This window comes from Mesorhizobium sp. M7A.F.Ca.CA.002.05.1.1 (assembly GCF_003998335.1).
GTDB lineage: Bacteria > Pseudomonadota > Alphaproteobacteria > Rhizobiales > Rhizobiaceae > Mesorhizobium.
The window spans coordinates 1-670 of record NZ_RZQI01001526.1; the positions used below are offsets into that span (position 1 = coordinate 1).

Consider the following 670-nt stretch of genomic DNA (forward strand, 5'->3'; position numbering starts at 1 on the left):
CCTCCCTGGCCGTCGGCGCGATCGTGCTGGAGATCGCCGAGTTCCTGGAGGCAGCGAGCGAGACAAATCCGGACTTCACCAAGGCTGAGTTCATAGACAGCGACTGGCCGGGAAAGATCGCGCCGACGGCCAGGGAGGCGCGGACGCTGTTCCTCCGGCGCGGCCTGTTTTCGGAGAAGGTCGAGGAGCTTGAGCCCGGCCAGCCGGCGGCCATTACAGTGGGGCACTAATTCACTTTTAGGTCATGCAACTGTACCAATTTGGCAACAGAGCCTCATCAATAACGTTTTGGCCATCATTTTGCCCGAAAGTGTCTCATTCTTGCCGCAGCCTGGGGGCGGGCATGGAAGTGAGAGGGTTACCTGTTGATTGCCACGCGATGGAAGACGCCGCTGTTGCTCGGCGCCGTCATTTCACCCCTGTTTTTGGCTGCCTGCAGCCAGACCACGTCACACGGCATGTCCGTCGCCAGCCTGACCGACGCCATCACGCCGGGTTTCCTGAGCTCACGGGCCTACAGCCATACGCCGAAGGACAAGGAATGCCTGGAACGGGCGATGTTCTTCGAGTCCAACCGCTCGAGCCGCGACGGCATGATCGCGGTCGGCACGGTGGTGATGAACCGGCTGCGCTCCGGCAAGCACGGCAGCACCATCTGCCAGGTGGTGGG

Annotated in this window: 1 protein-coding gene and 1 pseudogene; both read left to right on the plus strand. The window is 61.9% G+C overall.

The window, feature by feature from the left end; genetic code table 11:
- A pseudogene (locus EN939_RS36825) lies at window positions 1-230 on the plus strand (hypothetical protein); the annotation flags it as partial.
- A gap of 135 nt (window positions 231-365) precedes the next feature.
- Window positions 366-670, plus strand: a 305-nt coding sequence (locus EN939_RS36830; protein WP_206528475.1) for a cell wall hydrolase, incomplete at its 3' end; no start/stop codon positions are given.